This is a genomic window from Limosilactobacillus caviae, from assembly GCF_014635905.1.
Lineage (GTDB): Bacteria > Bacillota > Bacilli > Lactobacillales > Lactobacillaceae > Limosilactobacillus > Limosilactobacillus caviae.
Window position 1 is genome coordinate 1 of sequence record NZ_BMDS01000011.1, and the last position, 20,374, is coordinate 20,374.

Genomic DNA, 20,374 nt, shown 5'->3' on the forward strand with positions numbered 1-20,374 from the left:
TGTGGATTTAACCGAACGAAATTCATCAAAGCACAGGTTGTGCGGCAGCTTAGCCATTCGATAATGCGATTTGCCGCGTTCTTTAATTGTACGGCGAACACTGCTTGGTGAGCAGTGACAGACGCGGGCAATTAGTTTACCGTTTAAGCCTTCTTTGGCAAATTCCATGATTTGGTTTTTCAATTGACCGGATAAGGTTTGATTATTAGCAGTTAAATTGGTTGTAGCGCCAAAAGTAGTCTGACATTGGCGACAATAGTAACGCTGTTTCCACAATTCAAGTTCATAGCGAATACCATTTAAACTTTGAAGGCGAACATGGGCTTTACGGAAGCCGTTTTTAACAACCGCCGCAAATCCACAATGCCTGCATTGCTTAATAGGGTAAGAAAGCCGGGCTTTAATTAGCTTAGTATGTTCTTGATCTACCGAATTAGAGGCTGGTAAGTCAATCACATCAGTTATTCGAATATTAGAGTCTTTAATTTCAAGGAGACTTAAGATAAAATTGTTTTAGGACATCTGCATAACCTTCTTTACATGATTTTTGTGGTGAATTGATTGTACAACATAAGGGCAGCAGTTGTCCTTTTTGCGTACAAAAAACTGGCATTGATTTTGTATCAATACCAGAAAGTGTATACCCAATTTTGTCTGAATACGGTATTTGTTATAAAACTAAATCCATTCATTAATTACTTGGCTTAATTCCCTTTGATTAGCGTAACTAGTATTAGAGAAAATTCCGCTTTTAACTTACTAAAGACCGTTTCATAAGCTGCGCTGTCCAGACCAGTTGCTCGATGAAACATACTTAGCCTAATTGAAGAACCTTTCGCCATGTTCGATGTTAATAGTGTCATCCTTGTTTGGTGTGAAGGATTAACTGATAACCAGTAGGTGACTTAAGCATTTGATGAAGTAGAGTTAAAGCGAACTGAAGATTAGGATGCTAACTAACTGACCAAGTGAAAATTTGACGAGTTGCTAAATCCTTAATGATTTCTATATAAACTTTCTTATCGTTATGAGTTTTTAATTTGGTAATATTAAAAGCTATTTTCTAATATCTACGATTACTCCTAAAAGCTCGCTTAAGTTTATCCCTGTTATTATCATTAGGGCCCTTAGATGAATTATAATTCCGAATCCTACGATTATATTTGGTACACTTTATTCTCATTTCATACACCAAGCGTTGGATGCACTTGTGATTTTGTACCTTCTTACCAATTAAAAGTTAATAGTTTCGAATTTGAGCGCTTAAATGGTGTACGCAGTATTCAGCTAATAGTAAAAGAGACATCTAAATAACCGCTTTAAGCTTTTCCCCATTCTGGGATATTCAAACCAATTTTGCTAATACTAATTAAGTTGACAGGGAAATGCATCAATCATTAACAGGTGTTTGTCCTTGAAATCATAAATTACTTGCGTGAATTCTTTTTTGGACGCTTTCTCAAGGCTGTCAATTTTTTTGAGGTCTCGAGCTATATCTTTAAAAATAAGTTTTCTGTAGGGCTTGGTTCTGATTTTGAAGTTGAAGCAGTTTGTTTTGTTTCTTGTCGTATCATTTGACCATTTTTTAATTTTCCTTCTACAGTGTGATTTCAATAAAGCTTGTGAACTTATTATAGATAACTTTCTGTTTAGATATTAAAGCAGGCTAACGAAAAGCAAAGTGAATACAAATTTCAGATATTGACGCCAAATTTTCTTGTTTCAACTTTACCAGATTTAGGCGGAAATTCTAAGTCACTTTAGGTGGGTTAAGCAGTGCCTTTTTACCGAATTTTGCATAAATTCCCACGCAAATTCGGCAATACAATATTTAGTTCTTACATCGACTAAGCTAGTTGTCCCTTTGATATACTCTCTTCAATTTATCACTAATTTTAGTCACAAAAATACTTCCAGAATTGGTGAAGTGTTTTCCCTCATAGTTAGGCAAAAAATTTTATAGGGGGGAAGCTATGACTAGTTTTGAAATTAAACTTTAAGCGGTTCAGATATACCTGTCTTGATTCGGTTCAACGATGATTACCTGAAGGTTGGGCATTAGAAGGAAAATATTTGTGGGGTATTTGTTATATAAAATATGGTGTTTAAGGCCTAGAAATTCGTTCACCCCAGTTTTATTATGGTGATTTTAAGTTAAAAGTCTTAAAATGAAAAAACAACACAATGTCTCGTATCCACAAATAGTACTTCAACTTGATATTAGTAATTCGGGGACCATCGTTAACTCGCAAAGAATTCCTGAGGAACATGGTATTGAGGCCTTGTTTACCAGAAGGCGATGGGCAAAAATACATAATTACTAATTATAATCACTAAGCTAGTGCAGTTATCAGAGTAATGCTTAAAGACTGAAACTCGGGCTTTTTTAAATGGAGCACGAATTTCTAAAAAACTAACGGCCTTAGTTTAACGGTGCTACCATTCAAAGAAGAATATCAAAGTATCCAAGAACTAAGGCATGAATTTGGATTTAGCTTAACGAAAATTTTATCATACACAACCATTAAGCGGACTATATTTTATTATTAAGTAAGTCGCCGGGAAGCCAAATATAATCAAAAATTATTTCAAATTATTAAAGAAACCAAGCAACATAATCTTGACTATGGCTATTGGCTTGTAACCAATGAGCTAACTACCGTGGAATTAAAGTTAATTACAAACGAGTTAGCTGTCTAATGCGTGAGAGAATGGACAATCATCACAGCTGCATAATCGTCAGGTTCGGAAATACGGTTTGTAGATTGATTCTCGAGGCAAGAAGAACATGAATCGGTTTAACAATGTTCGTCCTTATCAGAAAATGGTAACTGATGTGAGTGAATATCGCTATGGCAACATGAGCTGGGATGAAAGGTTTTATCTTTCACTAATTAAAGATCTCTGTTTTGGTGAGATCGTTAGTTATAATATTAACGGTCACCATACTGATTTTGTAATGAAGCTGTTGTTAGAACCAAGTATCTACCGCATGACAGTTATAGGCTAAAAAGATTGATAAATTTAGTATACAAAAATGCAGAAAAACCGATAATTTTAAACCGCCGATGTTCTACATTTTATAGTCATCCTCTACAAATAAGGTGTTTGAAAATTTAGGATTAATTTCAAACCAGAAAAATAGTCTGTTTGTAAAAAGTGTTTTTCAATGTAAAAAAACATTTCTTACATTGAAAAACACTTAAATATGTTATATACTTTTCGTGAGGTGAAAAGATTTGAAACTTAAGGACGTTGCAAAAATAGAATCTGGTAAAAATAAGGATAGGCTTGATAAAAAAGATTTAATTAATCAATATACTGCTGAAGATGCTTTGAATGATTTTTATTTAATGGCTAACGAAATTGAAAATAGTTCTAATATTATAACTTTTGATTTATATTCTAAGGCCAATAGTTATAATTCGAGAGTAATATCACAAAAAAATCTATCTAAGATAATATTAAATCAAAAGATGTGCAAGATAACAGTTGATAAAAGCAAAATTTCTCCGTATTATCTTTGTTATCTTTTGAATGAAGATGATTATATTCAAAAGCAAAAGAGATTATATACTCAAGGATCATTTATAGAACGATTGAAACCTTCATTTTTGTGTAATCTGAAAATTCTTTTACCAAGTTTAGAAAAACAAAAATTAATTGGTGAACTATATGTCAGGTCAATATATCAAAATTTTTTAAAAAAGAAATTAGCCGATGAAAGCTTAACTCAAAATAAAGAATTATTACGACAATTTGCAAAGAAGGCAAAGAGCTATGAATAAGTCTTTAATTTTATTATTGTTAATTGTAGCTATCAAGTACTAGTTGTTAATTTTATAATAGTAAGGCGGAAAATTGTTAAAACATTATAATTAGTATAAGTTGTAATGTCTCAGTTTAAGTTTGTGAAAAAAGATTAGGAGCTTATGAATTGATGAACAAAGAAAAAATAGTAAGTCAATTATGGGAAGTAGAAAAGCGTCTAAAGAATAATATGGATGCAAATGAATATCAAAATTATGTTTTGGCTTTTTTGTTTTATCGATATCTTTCTGAGCGTCAAGAGAAATGTATGATTAAAAGCGGACTAATTGATGTTGTAGAAAGTAAAAATATAAACAAAGCATATAAGAAACAAGCGGAAGGCACATACCTAAATGATTATCTAACAGATATTACTCATTTACTTGGGTATGCAATTGGGCCTGAATACACATGGGCGTCAATTATTAGTAGAGTTAATGCTAATAAACTTACTCCGTCCTACCTTCAAGACATGCTAGATAGCTTTAATTACAATTTGAAGCTTAACAAGGACAACACTATACATACTTTTGATGGAATTCTTGATGATATGAAATTAGGTAATGTAATGCCGTCCCGTATAAAAGCTATAGCAGATATTATTAGCTTCTTAGATGAAATTAAATACAAAGATGAGAAAGGTGAGGATAATCTGGGCGACCTTTATACTTATTTAATCCAACAATTTGCTATGAATTCTGGAAAAAAGGCTAGTGAATTTTATACCCCACATGAGATTTCTGAAGTTTTAGCTAAAATAGTAACGATAGATTTAGATCCAAACATAAAAAATCCTGAGGTATATGATTTTGCTTGTGGATCTGGCTCATTATTATTGACAGTTCAGGATCAACTTTTAGGCAAAAACTTAAAATATAGTGGACAAGAAGTAAATACTGCAACATACAATTTAGCACGAATGAATTTACTAATTCATGATATTAGTTACCAGAATATAATGTTGAAAAATGGAGATACCTTAAGAAAAGATTGGCCTGAGTACGTTGACGAACATGGCATTAATCATCCTTGTGAGTTTGATATGGTAGTTGCTAATCCACCTTATTCAGCACGGTGGAATAATGAAGATGAGAAATTAAAGGACGACCCCCGATTTAAGATGTATGGAGCATTGGCACCAAAGACTAAAGCTGATTATGCTTTTCTTTTACACGGTTTATATCATTTAAAGCAAGATGGTACAATGGCAATTATTTTGCCCCATGGGGTTTTATTTCGTGGTGCTAAAGAGGCGCAAATTCGCAAAATTCTATTGGAAAATAATCAAATTGACACAATTATCGGGTTACCAGCAAACTTGCTTTATTCAACAGGAATTCCAGTGGTTATAATTGTATTGAAAAAACATAAGAATAATAGGAATGTATTATTTATTGACGCAAGTAGAAATTTTGCAAAAGGGAAGAAGCAAAATTTCTTACGAAAAGAAGATATTAAAAAAATAATCAATACATACAAGAGGAGAAAAGATATTGATAAATATGCTCATGTAGCGAGTTTAGATGAAATTGAAGAAAATGATTATAATCTTAATATTCCACGATATGTTGATACATTTGAACCAACGCCGCCTGTTGATCTTGGCAAGCTAAGAAAAGAGATGAAGGACACTCAAAGAGAGATTGAAGAGAATAGGAAAGAAATCTTGAAAATAATGAGGCAATTAGATATATAGCAAAAAAGATTGATAATAAAAATGAATTGGAAATTTTAATCTAAATAAGTAGAGTTTTGAAGAAGTTTGGGTGATTGTTTAGGTAAACGAAGAAGATATATAGTTAACCATGTATTAGCTTAGATAAAGAATTTTAAAATAGGCTAAGAATTAAGAGGTGTTTTAGTGTATAAAGCATTTGAACTGGAAATCGAGAGCAAACGTGATATAGATTTCATAAGTGTAATACCGAATGGTATTAATAACTATAGAGAGCAAATCAATGATGTACGCCAGTCGTTTATTAAGAATATTCAAAAAAACATACAATTAAAGGATGAAAGAGAAGTAGTTGATGTTTCAAAACTGAAGGAATTATGGTTTCCTCAAGAAAAGTATGATTGTTTCATTTCTCATTCACATAAAGATGTGGATATTGCTAATAATCTTGCTTGTTGGCTAAAAAATGAATTTGGTTTAAATGCTTTTGTTGATTCAACTGTATGGGGGTATTCTGATGATTTATTATATCGGATAGACAATGATTATTGTTTATTAGAAAATAATGGCAAGAGAGTTTTTGATTATAATAAAAGAAATTACACTACTACTCAAATTCATATAATATTAGTGTCTGCTTTAAGAGAAATGATTGCTGATTGTGAATGTATTCTTTTCTTAAATACTGATAATTCTATTAGTTTTGACATGTCAAAAGAAGTCACAGATTCTGCTTGGATTTTCGATGAATTACAGACCATTAGATTTATTCAAAAAAAGTTACCCAAAAGAGAAGTGAAAAGTGTAACAGATAAAAGTATACCAGTAAAAGATAGTGTTCCGTTATTTAAATATAGTGTAAATAAGGAAATAGGAAAGCTAGCTAAAATAGATATTGAAACATTAGTGGAATGGAAAAATAGGTGCAGGAGTAATAAACTTAATGATATTCCAACTCATCCATTGGATGTTTTATATAAAATAGTAAAAGAAGAATAGGGAAAATAGAGAATGGGATGTAAAATATTTGTTTCATATAAGTATGCAGATAATAGTGTTAAAAATCTGCCGGGTTATAGTAAGGGAATAGTTCGTGACTATGTTTCTTATTTGCAAGAAAATAGATTCAGTGGAGATGATTTAAATAAGGTCGAGAGTGATAATGAGGATTTAAGTGATTTTAAGACAGATACAATACGAAGTAAACTAAAAGAAAAATATGGGATTCATCGGTTACAGTTGTTCTAATATCACCTTGCATGATGGAAAAATTAAAAAGACAGGATGATCAATGGATACCATGGGAAATTTCATATTCATTAAGAACTCAAATAAGAAATAAAAGAAGAAGTATTCCTAATGCATTGATAGCGGTAGTATTACCTGATATTGAGGATAGCTATGAATATTTCCTAACATACTGGTCATATGAGGATAAGAATAATGAAAAATGTGTAGTAGAATCGATTAATAATAGTAATACTTTTGACATTATAAAAAATAATATGTTCAATCAAAAGAATCCAAGTATTGAAAGAATTAATGGAAGAACCGTGTATTATGGAGAATCATCCTATATGATTACTGTGAAATGGAAGGATTTTATTATTGATACTGATAAATATATAAATAAAGCGCTTGGATTAAGAGATAAAATTGGTGACTACATAATATGTAAGAAGATTATTAAGGATAGTTAAATGGATAATAAAAGATTTTATTTAAGGTTAATTGAAGAATCAATAGTTAGAATGGGAACCAACTCGTTTTTAATAAAGGGATGGTCGTTGACAGCAATTGGTGGTTTGATCACTCTTTACATTACAAAAATTAATTATTCGTGGGCTAGGAACTTACTACTTTTGTGTTTAGCGGTGTGCATAATTTTTTGGTTTAATGACGCATATTATTTATACCAAGAGAGAAAATTCCGAAAATTATATAATAAAGCTAGACGATTGCGGGAAGAGGATATTGATTTTAATATGTCTCCTCCAAAGGATAGTAAACTATGCTTTTTGAAGTGTGCTTTTAGGCCAGTATTTTGTTCTTCCTATATAATAGTTTTATTGATTTTACTTATCCTGATAGTACATGAATTTCATATTCATATTGTAATTCGTTAATTGTGCGAAATGTTGTAGAATACAGAAAGAGTAAAAATGGTATTAAATTTTGATAAGACGTCTTTCAACAAATGCATATATTATTAAATTATTAAAAAAGCATAATTATAATTTTGAGATTATTATGCTAAATGTTATTTCAGTAGTAACTTTAATTGGTCAATTCTTAATAAAACGAGTTAGTGCATTTGCGTCAATCCTTTGCGTATCACTTATTTTGTTAAGTATTATCTATTTTATTGTAAATTGTATTAATAGGGTAATAGGATGGTTAGAATATAAATCGTTTAAGTATAAAACTCAGAATTTAAAATGATGGTTTTTAATAATAAATGGGACCAAAATCCATCGTATGATTGTTTATCGTATATATCTAAATATTCGCGATATAGTAAAAATGAATTGGATGATTTATTGAATAAAAGTAAAAGTTTCAATGGAGTTAATGCATTTGAACTATATCAGAAGTTAGTAGAATCACTTTATGTTTTTTCTACATTTGAGTTAAAGAATATGTATTCCTTTTTAAACATTAAATTTGACAAAAGTTTCTCAAATATATTTCATAGCAATCTATTTGTAACAATTTTTCTGTTTATGTTAACTACGGTTTTTGGAATAGATGTACATAATGGTAAAGTAGATTTAAGCAGTAGTTACTTGTATAAACTATTCAAATTGACTAATAATTTAAGCATCGAAATTTTTAGTGTTTATGTTCTTTTTGTAGTGATATTATTTATATTGCTTATGTGGGTAGTGAAGAGAAAACAAAGGAGAACGGTACTAATAATAATCGAAGCTGTAAAAAGAGTTTTAGAGTTAAAAGAAGGTAATTTAAGCTAAATAGTAAATATAGTTAATATGAGATTTCTTTTTAACTAGAAGAACGATAAATGGAATAAATTTATTAAGTAGCTTGGTGGGCCTATCGTGTAATTGATGTTTGGTCGAATGTACAAGCGGACCACCATATACTGCTCCAGCAGAAATACCATTTAAAATCCAAGAATTAATCGACTGGTCCGAAAAAGCAGTAAATCAGTTACATTCTGTTCAATATGCGGCGGACTTACATCAGAAGCTTTTTTCTATCCACCCATTTGTTGACGGCAATGGGCGGACAGCACGTTTATTAATGAACTTTGCTTTTTATCTGAATCAGAATATCCGGTAGTTAGTATCATGCCTGATAAAAAGTCACGAAATGAATACATGGAAGCATTGGCAAGTTCAAGAGCGACCGGCAACTTAGTACCTTTTGAAGAACTAGTAGCAGATTATACCATTAGTACTATTAAAAAGAGGATCAACATTTTAAGACAAAATGAGAAAAATATAGAAGAGGCTAGAAAAGAAACTAATTTAAGAGTTGATCGAACAAAGTAGTCATATTGCAAATATGTGATGTGAGAGATAGATTTTTTCTAAAAGTGAATAAATTCAAAAAAGCTTCTCACTGGGAATAGGTGAGAGGCTTTAAATATTATCTAAGTGATTTACGATATCCAGCTGCCTGGGCTTCTGCTTCAGTATTGAAGTAAACGGCATTAGCTGGGTTCATGTGATATCCTTGTTGATCAGGTGTGTGGTAGATTTTAGAATTGGCATTGCCGACAATCATTCCGTTTGCCTGATCAGTCTTCATATCATTAGTAGCGGAAGTGCTAGTAGATGATGAACTTACAGTGCTTGATGGTTCTTCATCTGTTGAGCTGCTACTTGATGAGGAAGATTCGCTTTCAACCACCGGCTTAACATAAGCTTTATTGGTAACTGTAAATGTTGTTTTTGCGCTCTTGCTATCATAATCATCTTCGGAAGTAATATCAAAATTACACTTCTTAGTCTTTGTTGATAGCTTTAAGGTTTTAGAAAAATTACCGTTTTCATCTGCTTCAACTTTATAATGACGGTTATTTCCGCCACGTTTAGCAATTGTAACTTCGGCATTTGCCTCGGTCTTTCCTTCAAAAGTGACTGTCCCGTCATCTTCCGAATTAAGTTTGATAGCCTTATTTGAAATTTGTGCTTGTTTACCATCAGGAATATTGACGGTTAGTGGTGTTTGACTTGCCTCAACTGGCTGTGCTGTTGGAATTGCCCATAAACATAGACTGGCGGCAATCCCAATAATAATTTTTGATAGATTCTTCAAGTACTTCTCCTCCGATAATTCTTTTTCCCGTGTAATAGAATATCATAGTAGCGGGTTATTGAGTAGGTAAGTAAAGTGAGGAAATATACTACTAATAAATTTACCGTTAAACATTTTAAGTTCAGCATTGAAGAAGTACTTGGCAATGAAGGTAAACATATTTCTAAGGGTGGAGTTGCTGAATTGAAATAGTGATTTTTTACATTTATGATTAGCTGCTTTTAGGTACATAATAAAAACATTACCAGTACATTCACGAAAGTAGTATAACTATGCTAAAATAATAAAGATTCTTAAGACCAATCAACACTATTGCTGACTGGCCTTTTGTAGTTTTAAATATAATTAAGTGGGGTTTATTTATGAAAAAGAGAAGGTTAAAGAAGAGTTTAGCAACTACCGCAACAGTAATGACGGTTACTACAGGAGTGACAGCTATCAGTAATTCTGTTAAAGCAGATACGGTGCAGGATAATAAAAATGTTATTCAGCAAAGCCTGCCTGATGAGAATAAACAAGCCCAGCAAAATGTCTGTGCTGCTCAAAACGAGGTTAACAAGGCCAATGAAGATATAACAACGGCAAATAATAACTTTAGCATTGCTAACGATAATTTGGCTGATGCGGATAAAACTGTTGAGACCAATAAAAATCAAGTTAAACAAATAAAAGAGCAACTAGCGAGCTTAGAACAAACTAAAGCAAATGCTCAACAAGCCCTAATTAATGCTCATGATGAATATTATGAATTATTAAAGCAACCTGCCAGCTTTTCATATTCAATGGTCTCAGGTGGCGGGATAAGTGTTTATGAAGGGACAATGCTTGATTACATTGCTTATGATAATAAAGGAAATTTAACTTCTAAGAATGAAGCATATAAAAATTTTCTTACAAATAATTATCAAGGAAACATTGATTTCTTAAAGAAAATTATTATAGAAAACGAAAAACACACGCAGAGTCTAGAAACTGATACTTTGTTTAACAATGAGGTTAGTAATCTTGAAAACGAAAAAACAAGAGTAAAAAAGGAACTAGAAGAATTGTATAAGATGGCAGAAGCTCAAAAAGAAGGAAAGTATTATAAACCTAAGTATAATATCAATTGGGTAAATACTGATTCGTACAACATGTCATATTCTAATGTTACAGCTAACTATAATGAGGAGAATAGTAGTAATAGTATTCATACAAAAGACTTAATTAAAAATCATGAAGAAGCCCTAAATAAAATTCAACAAAGGCTAAATGAATTACATGATAGAATGCAAACGGCTATGAAAAAGGCTAAAAAGACATCTATGGCTGCTCAAGAATTACTTCAAAAGTTAGAGCAGATTTCACAACCACTTATTACAGCAACAAAGCAAACTACAGATGCAGAAAATGCGATGGCACAAGCTAGGCAAAATCTTGTACTACAGGAAGAGCTTCTTACTCAAGCAAAGGATAAAAGAAATGTAATGCAGTCAAATGCAATTAATGCCCAAACCAAGCTCCTCCAAGCGCTTCTTAATAAAACAAATTCACAAGAAAAGCTGGCATCAGCAAAGGAAAAACTTCCAGCTCAAACCGATGCCCTAAAGTACAGTTCACTAGTTAATCTTGAACCATTAGCAGTTGAACCGGGAGCAAACCCTACTCCTAAAGTTACAACAGCAATTGCAGTTGAAAATGATCACCAGAATAAAGCTATTATTACTTTGCCAAAAGATAAGGAGAAAAATAAACTACCTAAGGGTACAAAGGTAGTTTGGAAGGATGATGCTAAGCTTGCGACTGACCTTCAGCATCCTGGAATTCACTCCGAAGATGTCCTAATTGTCTTTCCAGATGGATCAGTGATTTTAACTAACGAGCAGATTACTGTTACAGTACCTAATAATAAGAAAAATCAAATAGAAGTTGATAAAAAAACTCCGACTGCTCAGAAAACGATTAATACCTCAAAGGAGAATAATATGAGCGGGGATGATATACCTGCACGGGTAATAGAGGATAATAGTGATGATCAAATATCACTAACGTCAGAAACATTTACGACCCCGCGAATAAAGCAAGAGACAACAATAAAAAATCAGACAACTCAAAGCGCAACTGGCGCCCCTTCATTGATTAATCCTCTTAAGGCAAAAACCGCGAATAACGTTTTGCCACAAACTGGGGATGATTCGACATTTTCTATTATTGCCTTGGGAGCCGTAATCGGGCTGATTGGAATCAGTGCAATGCTTAAGCGGTATGAGTAATTTTGATTGATATACTTAATCTAACAAAAAACTCTTCCCTTTATTGAGAAGAGTACTGATATTATTAATCATTCCACCATTCATCAAAGTCCTTCATCAGCGCCCTTAAAGCATTTCCGCGATGACTAATTTTGTTCTTTTGTTCTGGTGTAAGCTCTGCCATTGAACAATGTAACGAATCAACGTAAAAGATAGGATCATAACCGAACCCAAATTGATGGAACAGTGTATATTGAACAAATTAAGTCGTTTGATTTTAGTTGTTGTAAATGGTAGTTTGTCGAGATGTTGCCAACAGATATTTTTGATGAAGTGCGACAAAAGGCTAGATTGGTAATATGATAAATCAGGCGAGATTATGTCTAAAAATTTAACAAGCAGTTAATTAGCTTAATAAAATCTGCATATTTCATCGTTAGATTAATTTAAATACCCCCTAAGGTTAGCATGAACGCAGGCCTTAGAGGGTATTTGTGTAATGACTATTTAATTGACTTAATATTAATCACGATCTAACGGCTGACCATTAACGTCTTGATTATCCTTCTTTAAGATAAAGGTTGCGTAAATTCCGGCAATAGCAACGATTCCAGAAATTACAAGGAAAGTATGGCTATAACCGATATGATCACGAAGGTCACCAAGTGGGGTTGAGAAGATGATTTGACCAACTTGAGCGGCGATTTGGTAGCCGACCATGTAAAGAGTAGCGGAAACTTTTGTATCAAAGTGAAGAGTGAAGTAGCGGAAAAGCCCAAGAGCGAATAGGGCCGTTTCAGGAGCATGAAGTAGTTTAATTAAAGAAACGCCAAACGGGTTAGTAACTAGACCGCATCCCCCAATCCGAACAACCATGATAATAATTCCTAAGAGCAGTGTTTTCCGTACACCAACTTTTTTCATTACCCATGGTACGCAGGCCATCATGATTGCTTCAAGAAAGACTTCGGCTGAGTTCAAGATACCATACATTTGCTGACCGGCAGCTTTAGTGGCAAAGAACTGGGTAAAGAATTGCGGGAACATTTGTTGGTCGAAAACGGTGTAAAAGGTCCAACTAAGAATAATATAAATTACGATTTGCCAAAGTGCTTTCATCTTGAAAACAGATAAGATTTCCTTAAACGATGGCCCTGTTTTTTCTTTTTCATTTTCTTCTTTATCGACATATTTTGCTAATACTTCCGGATGCCGGGCGGGCTTATCAAACAATAGGATTAGCAGCAATACCGTCGCAATTGCGGATGAAGACCAGAAAACAAGATTAGGGTTGACCGTGAAAAGGAACCCAGCAGCGAGGGCAGCAACGGCATAGCCAAATGACCCCCATGCTCGTGCTTGACCGTATTCAAAACCATATCGCCGACTGAATCGTTCAGTCAAGGCTTCAAAAGTTGGTGAAGCAGCAAGAAAGGCGAATGAAAGGTATAGTGAACCAAGAATTGTCCCTAGGTAAAAACGGCTATGGAGCAATGGGGCGTAAACCCATGAGAAGAAGGGGCCGAGTAGCATTTGCAAGATTGCACAGATAATTAATAGGGTCCGTTTAATGCCTAATTTATCTTGAATTGCACCATAGACGAACATTAAGACAAGGGTAACAGCGGAATTGAACGAGTAGATGGTTCCAACTTCGGCTCCAGAAAAGCCAAGTGTATTTGTAAGCCAAATTTGGAAGAATGACCACCAAATTCCCCAGCCGGTAAAGAAGAGGAGGATGATTAACGAACTAGAACGGTAAAAAGGGTTCTTAAATAAATTTTGCATAATAGCTATCCTTTCAATGAATATACAGTAACATTAACTGGTAATGAATGATTGCTTACTAAGTGCGGAGTGACCTTTTCAGTGGTGTAGTAACGTTCTGAAAAGGTAGCAGCACCATTATTGATGAAGAATTCAGCTGAACTTGTATCCACAAAAATTCTAAGATCTAATTGGTCGACTTGACTGATTTGCGCATAGCGGTTAGTGGCCTGACCATGTTGATGAACAGTTAGTTCGCCACTTGCCTTGGTGTAAGTTAAAGAAATTAAATTGTGGCGACCATCTGATAATTGCCAGGTGAATTCATCATTTTCGTTTGTCACCGGGACAACAACGTGCCATTCAGTGTGTTGCGGATCAGTAATTGCTAATGATTGGTCACCGTTAATTAGCTGTGCGGAATTAAGAAGCTGTTTATTTCTTAGTAGCTTAACCTCTTTAGCAGGAATTGCACCAAGCTGGTTATCTTTGAGGATGAGTTCTCGCGGAAGGGTTAAGGCCCCGGCCCAGCCATCAGCTTGTTCAGGCATGGGTTGATCAAATGAGCTAAACCACCCAAATTGAATTTGGCGCCCGTCAGGAGTTAAAAATGATTGCGCGGCATAGAAATTATGGCCGCTGTCTAATTCATTAAAACCACCGTGCTCAAAAGTTGCCGTTTGGTAGTTGAGCTGACCGATAAATGCTCCGTTTTGGTTTAGATTAAGGTATTTATGACCGCTTGCTTTAATTCCCATTGGTGAACAGGCAATTATGTCTCGGCCATTTATCCTAAAGAAATCAGGACACTCCCACATAAAGCCTTCTGTATCTTCACCGGTTGATTTAGCAATAACACCACGGTAGTCCCAATGTAAAAGGTCTGCAGATTGGTAAAGTAAAATCCGTCCACGGTTATCATCTTTGCTTCGACTGCCTAAGACTAAGTAATATTGGCCGTCGAATTCCCATACCTTTGGATCGCGAAAATCTTGACTATTGTCCTCAGGAGCTTCGATTACTGGATTACCATCATATTTAGTAAAGTTAATTCCATCATCACTATAGGCAATATTTTGGTTTTCCCAGAAGTGGTCTTGGTCACCATCGTCATAGTAGTGGTGTCCAGTGTAAATAAGAAAAAGGCGGTTGTCCTTTACAATAGCTGATCCAGAAAAGCATCCCCCAGTATCCTCAGCATCTCCTGGAACGAGCGCGACTGGAAGCTGTTTCCAATGGACTAAATCCTTGCTGCGAACGTGTCCCCAATGCATTGGCCCCCATTGTGAAGAATAGGGGTGGAATTGATAGAAGACATGATAATAGCCTTTGTAGTAGCAAAGACCGTTTGGATCATTGAGCCAGCCGCCATTTGTTTGAATGTGGAATGATTCTCGGTAGCGGGTGTTACTGACTTTAATTATTTTTGTTTGATCGATATCTTTCATGAAGTAACAGCTCCTCTTGTCTGAAAACGATTACAAAAAGAATTTTAATTACTTGGCTGTCAATTGTCAAGCGTTTATCAAATCTTACTGAAGTTATTTGGTGAAAATTAAAATATCATTAAAAATAACTTGACGAATGTTATCTACCACAGTATACTAATTTCAAATTTATATGAGAATTAGCTGAGATCGAATGGGTAACTAATGATAAAATTTACAGAGAACTGTAACCGGTGAAATGCAGTATTTTTAAAACTAGTGAAGATGGTTCGTGAGCGATTGATCGGTGAACGATTAGCAGATCACGGTGTTGCTACCGTTAACATGGCTCCAAATTTATCATTATGATATGTTTGCTTGAGTGCAGGAAGTTTTATACGTCCTGAATTGAGGGTGGTACCGCGAATAATCGTCCCTTGAAAAGATTAAGTTCTTTTCAAGGGACTTTTTTAGTTATTGGAGGGAATATCATGACAAAAATTACTGAAGAATTAACCAAACCATTATTAATTGATGGTGCAATGTCAACAGCCTTAGAGCAATTGGGGGCAGATACCAATAATCCGCTCTGGACGGCCAGTGTACTTGCAAAACAGCCAGAATTAGTAAAAGAAGTTCATCGGGAATACTTCAATGCAGGTGCACGGTTAGCGATTACGGATACATATCAAGCTAATATTCCCGCATTTATTAACAATGGTTATTCCGAACGCCAGGCTCACCAATTAATTCGGCGGGCGGTTACTTTAGCTAAGGAAGCTCGTGACGAATATCAGCAGTTAACAGGAATTTATAATTATGTTGCGGGAGCACTTGGTCCATATGGTGCTTATCTGGCAGACGGAAGCGAATATACTGGTGCCTATCGCCTTAGTACCGCGGAATATCAGCAGTTCCACCGTCCGCGATTAACCGATATTTTAAGTATTGGAGTTGATGCAATCGCAATTGAAACGCAGCCCCGTCTTGATGAAGTGCTGGCAGAACTAGGACTTATCAACGAACTAGCGCCAACAATCCCGTGTTATGTCAGTTTCTCCTTAAAAAATCACACTAGCTTGCCAGATGGAACACCATTATCAGTTGCTGCCCGGACAGTTGCAAAATATTCAAATGTTTTTGCAATTGGCATTAACTGTGTCCCGTTGGAGGAGGTTGCACCAGCTGTTGCGATAATCCACCATGCTACAGATAAAGCGGTTATTGCCTATCCAAATTCGAGCGCTAGGTATGATCCAGTGACTAAAACATGGTCTTATCCACACGGTCATCGTCATTTTACCAGTTACCTTCCGCAGTGGTTGGCAGCTGGTCTAACAATTGTGGGCGGGTGTTGTACGACTACCCCTCAGGATATCGCCGCATTACATGAATACCTGAAAGGGGTGAACGATAATGACTAAGAAAACACATTTAGCACGGGAAATGAGTGCTCGGCATATTCAAATGATTGCGTTAGGGGGAGTGATTGGAACCGGCCTTTTTCTTAGCTCGGGCTATACTATTCATCAAGCTGGTCCGCTGGGAACGGTCATTGCCTACTTGATTGGGGCATTAATTGTCTATGCAGTAATGTTATGTTTAGGTGAATTAAGTGTTGCAATGCCTTACACAGGGGCGTTTCATGTTTATGCGAAAAATCTTATTGGCCCTGCTACCGGTTTTACCGTGGCAATTCTTTATTGGTTAACTTGGACGATTGCGATGGGGTCCGAATTTACTGCAACCGGATTAATTATGAAGCGGTGGTTTCCCCATGTTCCTGTTTGGTGGTGGAGTTTACTATTTATCATCATTATCCTTTTATCGAACATTTTCACTGTCAAAGCATTTGCAGAAAGTGAATTCTGGCTTGCAGTGATCAAGGTAGTGGCAATTTGCTCTTTTATCTTACTTGGTACCATCGCAATTATCGGAATCATTCCTGTTCATGGTTATCAACATGCTCCCTTATTAACGAATTTTACTAGGGATGGGTTATTCCCAAGCGGCTTTAGCGGATTATTTATGACAATGCTGACAGTTAACTTCGCTTTTTCTGGGACAGAGCTGATCGCTATTACCGCTGGTGAAACTAAGCAGCCAGAAAAGACACTCCCCGCGGCAATTCATACAACTTTATGGCGGCTGATAATCTTCTTTGTCGGCAGCATGATTGTGATGGCCTCATTGATTCCTTATCAAAAAGCCGGTGTGACGCAAAGTCCGTTTGTATATGTTTTTAGTCAAATGGGGATCCCATATGCTGCAGATTTGATGAATTTTGTAGTCTTAACCGCAATTATTTCTGCCGCTAATTCAGGATTATATGCATCAACACGGATGTTATGGTCATTAGCAAATGAGGGGACGGTCCCTTCAGTAATTGCTAAAACTAATAAACGTGGCATCCCGGTTGTAGCCCTTTTATTAAGTATGCTTGGCGGTGTATTGGCATTACTTTCCAGTATCTATGCTGCTGGAACAGTTTATTTAGTTCTTGTCTCTGTTTCCGGATTAGCCGTTGTGTTCGTTTGGATTGCAATTTCCTTGTGTGAGTTAATCTTCCGCCGGCGCTTTATTGCAGCTGGCCATCAGGTGAACGAATTAAAATATCGGACGCCCTGGTATCCAGTAGTTCCATGGTTTGCATTTATTGCTAGCAGTCTTTCATGCATTTTAATTTGGTTTGATCCGCAACAACGGATTGCATTATATTGTACGGTTCCTTTTGTACTTGCTTGCTATGCTGCCTACTATCTACAAGTACTTTGGCGAAAATATGTTGCAAAGAAAAAAGTTTCAGCTGTTGTTAAATAGATGTAAAAAAGTTGTAATTAAAAAGGCTGTGACATGTAGTAAAATGTACAAGAATAATTTTTTAGTTAGGGGATATAAAATGCATTCACTATTTTTACTACAGTTGATTCAAGCAGTCTTAGTAGCAATCCAATTAGTAATGATCTTCTCAGCTAATAAAGTTAAACGAGAATGGTTAACGGTTGGACAGCTATGCATCGCAATCGTAATCTTAGCCGATCTCTTTTCGGAATTACTTTTCTTCAGATATACAACTGTCTTAACGGGATTCGTACTATTTCTTCAGTTGTTCTTGCTGCCGATGTTCTGGAAACAACTGAAAGCTTTTGAGGAATAGGATAATAGAAAATATCATGTAAGACCAATCAATGTTTTGCACTGATTGGTTTTTTGTGAAGTTTTATCCTAAGTATCTATAAAATCCCTTTTCAACTTGCTATACTTAAGTTAATAACATGAGAAAAAGGGATGAGGATAATGGTAATGGTCGATTTGCATTGTCATCTTTTACCGGGGATTGATGATGGATCAAAAAACATGAATATTTCATTGCGATTGGCAAAAGAGGCAACAGAAAACGGGGTAACACATGCTCTTTTAACGCCGCACCATATGAATGGTCACTATGTAAATCATAAACAAGACGTTCTTCAACGAACAAAAGAATTTCAAGCAGAGTTAGAAAAGAATAATATTCCACTGACTGTCTTTCCCGGTCAGGAAGTGCGGATTAACGGACAATTGATGGATGCCCTCGATAATGATGATATCTTATTCGCAGACGAAAGCGGCAAGTATATGATGCTTGAATTTCCGGATAATGATGTTCCGCATTACACCAATCAGATGATTTTTAACCTTCAGCAACGTGGCATTACCCCTGTTGTCGTTCACCCAGAACGTAATACGAAGATTATGGCCGAACCGGATTTATTATACCAAATGCTTGAAAAGGGCTGCCTTTCACAGATTACGGCAAGCTCTTATGTCGGAACATTTGGTAAGAAAGTTGAAAAATTCAGTAAAAATCTAATCGCAGCTGGTCAGGGATATGTTTTTGCGTCTGATGCACATGATTTACCTGGTCGAAAATACGAGATGCGGCAAGCCTTTGAAAAGCTGGCTCATGAGTTTAGTAAGGATATGGCTCAGGAATACCAAGATAACGCTCGTGCGATTATCAATGGCGATGAGGTTGTGCGGCATCAAATTAACAAAATCCAACAACGAAAGAAACTATTCGGCTTATTTTAAGCGGATTGGAAAAAGCTTGGCTTGCTATATTTGCCAGCTACCGTGTGTATTACATTTTACCTATAAAGTAGTAAAGGGACTGATCAATTCTCAGTCTCTTTTCTTGAAAGAAGGATTAGTTGATGGCATTATATTTTACGGATGTCTTTTCGGGAAGTGCAAATTGGATCGTAACGGACCCACATGCGCAGGGAACGATTGTTAAAGTATCTCAAGGAACGGGCTACCTAAACCCAAAGTATCAATACCAATATTCGTTAGCGAAGAATGCTGGGCGGCTGTTAGGGCTGTATCACTATGCAGGTGGCGGTAACCCAATCGCAGAAGCAAATTATTTCTTATCGCATATTCAAGATAAACTTGGTCAAGCAGTACTGGCGATTGATTGGGAACAGTATCAAAACGCTGCTTGGGGTGATACGACTTGGGTTCGCCGGTTTGTTGATGAAGTACATCGTCAAACCGGGATTTGGCCATTGATTTATGTCCAGGAATCAGCTATTTGGCAGGTTGCAGATTGCGTCAATGATTGTGGATTATGGGTAGCAAAGTATCCTTCCATGAATTGGCACTCATGGGAAGTTCCGGCAATGACTGTTAATACTAGTCCTTGGCAAACATATACTCTTTGGCAGTTTGCTGGTGATGACGAGGATCGTTCTATTGCGACCGTTGACCGTGAAGGATGGTATCGACTTGCAAATCCGACAGGTCAAACCGGTGTTAATTTATCACCGTCCGAAAGTGATTCTTTAGTATGGACAGATTCGCTAGGGGATGTATGGCACCGCGAAAATGGTCGCTTTATAACAAATCGCGTCCTTGATTTAAGATGGGGTGCTCTCCCAACATCTTCTGTAATTGCAACGTTACCAGTTGGTACGGTGATTGATTATGATGCTTGGTCACGGCACAACGGCTATGTTTGGTTACGGCAGCCACGCACCGATGGTCAATATGGCTATCTTCCTTGCCGAAATGCTGATGATAATGAAGCATTTGGTAAATTTGAACCGCTTAATTAATGGTAAGTCTCTATCGTCTAATATTTTTGATGATAGGGGCTATTTCTGTTAGTGCATTTAAGGATTTTTTACGTATATATA

Annotated in this window: 18 protein-coding genes, 1 pseudogene and 1 other annotated feature; of the genes and pseudogenes, 14 read left to right on the top strand and 5 right to left on the bottom strand. The window is 35.6% G+C overall.

Features of this window, described 5'->3' with window-relative positions:
- On the bottom strand, positions 1 to 504 hold a 504-nt coding region (locus IEU90_RS10200; RefSeq protein ID WP_503826662.1), incomplete at its 3' end, for a transposase.
- Positions 505 to 2,788: 2,284 nt separating this feature from the next.
- On the opposite strand from IEU90_RS10200, the gene IEU90_RS10205 reads away from it, so the two are divergent.
- The 8 genes from IEU90_RS10205 to IEU90_RS10235 all read left to right on the top strand — a co-directional run bounded on the left by IEU90_RS10205 (position 2,789) and on the right by IEU90_RS10235 (position 9,000).
- Entirely contained in the window at positions 2,789 to 3,010 is a 222-nt protein-coding gene (locus IEU90_RS10205) for a hypothetical protein (protein WP_153710889.1), read from the top strand.
- Between the two features lie 229 nt (positions 3,011 to 3,239).
- Entirely contained in the window at positions 3,240 to 3,788 is a 549-nt protein-coding gene (locus IEU90_RS10210) for a restriction endonuclease subunit S (protein ID WP_153710888.1), read from the top strand.
- Between the two features lie 152 nt (positions 3,789 to 3,940).
- Positions 3,941 to 5,506 carry a type I restriction-modification system subunit M gene (locus tag IEU90_RS10215; RefSeq protein ID WP_153710887.1) on the top strand — a complete coding sequence of 522 codons (1,566 nt, stop codon included), beginning with the start codon at positions 3,941 to 3,943 and terminating at the stop codon, positions 5,504 to 5,506.
- A 165-nt stretch (positions 5,507 to 5,671) separates the two neighbouring features.
- The gene (locus tag IEU90_RS10220; RefSeq protein ID WP_153710886.1) at positions 5,672 to 6,484 is read left to right on the top strand and encodes a hypothetical protein; all 813 of its coding nucleotides are present in this window, start codon (positions 5,672 to 5,674) and stop codon (positions 6,482 to 6,484) included.
- A gap of 12 nt (positions 6,485 to 6,496) precedes the next feature.
- On the top strand, positions 6,497 to 6,733 hold the full coding sequence (locus tag IEU90_RS11355) for a hypothetical protein (RefSeq protein ID WP_225431354.1): 237 nt from the start codon (positions 6,497 to 6,499) through the stop codon (positions 6,731 to 6,733).
- A gap of 14 nt (positions 6,734 to 6,747) precedes the next feature.
- Positions 6,748 to 7,185, top strand: a complete 438-nt coding sequence (locus tag IEU90_RS11360) for a hypothetical protein (RefSeq protein WP_225431353.1) — start codon at positions 6,748 to 6,750, stop codon at positions 7,183 to 7,185.
- 1,372 nt (positions 7,186 to 8,557) lie between these two features.
- Positions 8,558 to 8,788, top strand: coding sequence for a Fic family protein (locus IEU90_RS10230; RefSeq protein WP_153710885.1), 231 nt, complete (start codon positions 8,558 to 8,560; stop codon positions 8,786 to 8,788).
- 8 nt (positions 8,789 to 8,796) lie between these two features.
- Positions 8,797 to 9,000 carry a hypothetical protein gene (locus tag IEU90_RS10235; RefSeq protein ID WP_153710884.1) on the top strand — a complete coding sequence of 68 codons (204 nt, stop codon included), beginning with the start codon at positions 8,797 to 8,799 and terminating at the stop codon, positions 8,998 to 9,000.
- Positions 9,001 to 9,097: 97 nt separating this feature from the next.
- Here IEU90_RS10235 and IEU90_RS10240 read toward each other — a convergent pair whose 3' ends face one another.
- A complete protein-coding gene (locus tag IEU90_RS10240) occupies positions 9,098 to 9,769 on the bottom strand; it encodes a sunset domain-containing protein (protein ID WP_153710883.1) in 672 nt (223 codons plus the stop codon).
- A gap of 362 nt (positions 9,770 to 10,131) precedes the next feature.
- On the opposite strand from IEU90_RS10240, the gene IEU90_RS10245 reads away from it, so the two are divergent.
- A complete protein-coding gene (locus IEU90_RS10245; protein WP_153710882.1) occupies positions 10,132 to 12,021 on the top strand; it encodes an LPXTG cell wall anchor domain-containing protein in 1,890 nt (629 codons plus the stop codon).
- Between the two features lie 64 nt (positions 12,022 to 12,085).
- Here IEU90_RS10245 and IEU90_RS10250 read toward each other — a convergent pair.
- From IEU90_RS10250 to IEU90_RS10260, 3 genes and pseudogenes are all read right to left on the bottom strand, one after another.
- Positions 12,086 to 12,238: pseudogene (locus tag IEU90_RS10250) on the bottom strand (non-canonical purine NTP pyrophosphatase); the annotation flags it as partial.
- Positions 12,239 to 12,522: 284 nt separating this feature from the next.
- On the bottom strand, positions 12,523 to 13,788 hold the full coding sequence (locus IEU90_RS10255; RefSeq protein ID WP_188358091.1) for an MFS transporter: 1,266 nt from the start codon (positions 13,786 to 13,788) through the stop codon (positions 12,523 to 12,525).
- Between the two features lie 5 nt (positions 13,789 to 13,793).
- Entirely contained in the window at positions 13,794 to 15,215 is a 1,422-nt protein-coding gene (locus IEU90_RS10260) for a glycoside hydrolase family 32 protein (RefSeq protein ID WP_188358092.1), read from the bottom strand.
- A gap of 176 nt (positions 15,216 to 15,391) precedes the next feature.
- Positions 15,392 to 15,635 (top strand) — a binding site (T-box leader).
- A 50-nt stretch (positions 15,636 to 15,685) separates the two neighbouring features.
- Here IEU90_RS10260 and mmuM point away from each other — a divergent pair.
- From mmuM to IEU90_RS10285, 5 genes are all read left to right on the top strand, one after another.
- Complete coding sequence (gene mmuM, locus IEU90_RS10265; protein WP_188358093.1) at positions 15,686 to 16,618, top strand: homocysteine S-methyltransferase; 933 nt, start codon at positions 15,686 to 15,688, stop codon at positions 16,616 to 16,618.
- Positions 16,611 to 18,014 (top strand): amino acid permease, encoded by a 1,404-nt coding sequence (locus tag IEU90_RS10270; RefSeq protein ID WP_153710878.1) that lies wholly within the window; start codon positions 16,611 to 16,613, stop codon positions 18,012 to 18,014. Before mmuM ends, IEU90_RS10270 begins: the two co-directional genes overlap by 8 nt.
- A 79-nt stretch (positions 18,015 to 18,093) precedes the next feature.
- Positions 18,094 to 18,351, top strand: coding sequence for a hypothetical protein (locus tag IEU90_RS10275; RefSeq protein ID WP_153710877.1), 258 nt, complete (start codon positions 18,094 to 18,096; stop codon positions 18,349 to 18,351).
- Positions 18,352 to 18,491: 140 nt separating this feature from the next.
- Positions 18,492 to 19,268, top strand: a complete 777-nt coding sequence (locus tag IEU90_RS10280) for a tyrosine-protein phosphatase (protein WP_188358094.1) — start codon at positions 18,492 to 18,494, stop codon at positions 19,266 to 19,268.
- Positions 19,269 to 19,390: 122 nt separating this feature from the next.
- Positions 19,391 to 20,293 carry a GH25 family lysozyme gene (locus IEU90_RS10285; protein WP_153710875.1) on the top strand — a complete coding sequence of 301 codons (903 nt, stop codon included), beginning with the start codon at positions 19,391 to 19,393 and terminating at the stop codon, positions 20,291 to 20,293.
- Positions 20,294 to 20,374: the final 81 nt, after the last annotated feature.

Coding starts and splice junctions, on each gene's coding strand:
- IEU90_RS10205 (WP_153710889.1), top strand. CDS start 2,789: ATGAATCGGTTTAACAATGTTCGTCCTTATCAGAAAATGGTAACTGAT.
- IEU90_RS10215 (WP_153710887.1), top strand. CDS start 3,941: ATGAACAAAGAAAAAATAGTAAGTCAATTATGGGAAGTAGAAAAGCGT.
- IEU90_RS11355 (WP_225431354.1), top strand. CDS start 6,497: ATGGGATGTAAAATATTTGTTTCATATAAGTATGCAGATAATAGTGTT.
- IEU90_RS11360 (WP_225431353.1), top strand. CDS start 6,748: ATGGAAAAATTAAAAAGACAGGATGATCAATGGATACCATGGGAAATT.
- IEU90_RS10235 (WP_153710884.1), top strand. CDS start 8,797: ATGCCTGATAAAAAGTCACGAAATGAATACATGGAAGCATTGGCAAGT.
- IEU90_RS10245 (WP_153710882.1), top strand. CDS start 10,132: ATGAAAAAGAGAAGGTTAAAGAAGAGTTTAGCAACTACCGCAACAGTA.
- IEU90_RS10255 (WP_188358091.1), bottom strand. CDS start 13,788: ATGCAAAATTTATTTAAGAACCCTTTTTACCGTTCTAGTTCGTTAATC.
- IEU90_RS10260 (WP_188358092.1), bottom strand. CDS start 15,215: ATGAAAGATATCGATCAAACAAAAATAATTAAAGTCAGTAACACCCGC.
- mmuM (WP_188358093.1), top strand. CDS start 15,686: ATGACAAAAATTACTGAAGAATTAACCAAACCATTATTAATTGATGGT.
- IEU90_RS10270 (WP_153710878.1), top strand. CDS start 16,611: ATGACTAAGAAAACACATTTAGCACGGGAAATGAGTGCTCGGCATATT.
- IEU90_RS10275 (WP_153710877.1), top strand. CDS start 18,094: ATGCATTCACTATTTTTACTACAGTTGATTCAAGCAGTCTTAGTAGCA.
- IEU90_RS10280 (WP_188358094.1), top strand. CDS start 18,492: ATGGTAATGGTCGATTTGCATTGTCATCTTTTACCGGGGATTGATGAT.
- IEU90_RS10285 (WP_153710875.1), top strand. CDS start 19,391: ATGGCATTATATTTTACGGATGTCTTTTCGGGAAGTGCAAATTGGATC.